The 1,169-nt window shown below is 43.2% G+C and carries 2 protein-coding genes; one reads left to right on the top strand and one right to left on the bottom strand.

The window, feature by feature from the left end; translation table 11 throughout:
• Positions 1-4 precede the first annotated feature (4 nt).
• The gene (locus tag A3761_RS14550; protein WP_156491861.1) at positions 5-958 is read right to left on the bottom strand and encodes an integron integrase; all 954 of its coding nucleotides are present in this window, start codon (positions 956-958) and stop codon (positions 5-7) included.
• Between the two features lie 82 nt (positions 959-1,040).
• Here A3761_RS14550 and A3761_RS29030 point away from each other — a divergent pair.
• The coding region (locus A3761_RS29030) for a transposase (RefSeq protein ID WP_156491860.1) at positions 1,041-1,169 on the top strand (129 nt) is incomplete at its 3' end.

Here is a 1,169-nt window from a genome sequence, read left to right as displayed (position 1 = left end):
TTTCCTAGTGCCAAATTATCGCTCGACCCCAAGTCGAAAGCAGGGCGCAGGCATCGTGTAAATGGTGCCTGCGCACTGCTNTCGACTTGGGGTCGAGCGATAATTTGGCACTAGGAAACACATATTGCCAAATCCATAGCCGGTCATTTTTGCCGTACTTCCTAAGCAATTCGGCCGGCATATAAACACTACCATAACCTTCCTTTAAGTCAGCTTCATGCAATGCTTTTACGTCTTTCAAGTGCGCTTGCAATGGCCCTTGAATTTTAACAGGAAGCGGCACCACCCTTTCCTTATTTCCCTTGGCATTGCGTATGATAATTTGCTGATATGCAAAATCGATATCTTGAACCCTAAGCCGAACCGCCTCCATCAACCTTAGACCACAGCCATAGAGCAATGATACCAGTAGCAATTGAACCCCTTGTAGTTCGGCTAATATTTCGTTTACTTCATCAGTAGACAAGACAACCGGCAACTTCTGACGTTTTTTTGCCTTGACGTATTGGCTAACATCACCAAGCTCAAGATTTAAAACCATTTTGAAGTAAAAGACTATTGCATTCAGCGCAAGCGCCTGCGTTGAACTCGACACACCCTTATCAACAGCCAAAAATGAAAGATAGTCAATCACATCTCTGGCAGAGTTACCTTGGGTGTGACTATTAGAACAGAACTTTAAGAAGCGATTAACCCAATGGACATAAGTCTTTTCGGTGCGAATACTGTACCCCTTAGCACGCACCTGATAGATTAACTTCTCGACTTCTGGTGCATTTGCACTGCCCTCCAAGTCCATATTTTTGCTTCGACCTGTTACAACAGGCGTATTATTTCGCGCATTCGAGACATGATCAGCCTCCAACTCTTTGCACGACATTTTCCAATAATCCCAATCAACCTGCTTACAAAGGGGGGAATGAATACTTAGAAACAAACAATGAATCGCATCAACCACCTGACGCTTCCCCCCTGTGTCAGGATAGTTGTCGCCTCTGTTAATTTTTAATAATTGAATAGGAGGCGGTAAGAGAATATGAGTGAAGCATTATTCAAAAGAGTTTAAAGAAGCCATTGTTAAGAAGTGGCTTGAAAGTGGGTTATCATTAAGAACGTTTTCAGCCCAGGAAAACATAAACCTATCCACCTTGTATTCCTGGCGAGATAAA

The organism is Oleiphilus sp. HI0123, from assembly GCF_001635315.1.
The sequence above is the reverse complement of the archived record's forward strand: the minus strand, read 5'-3'. Positions and strand labels throughout refer to the sequence as shown.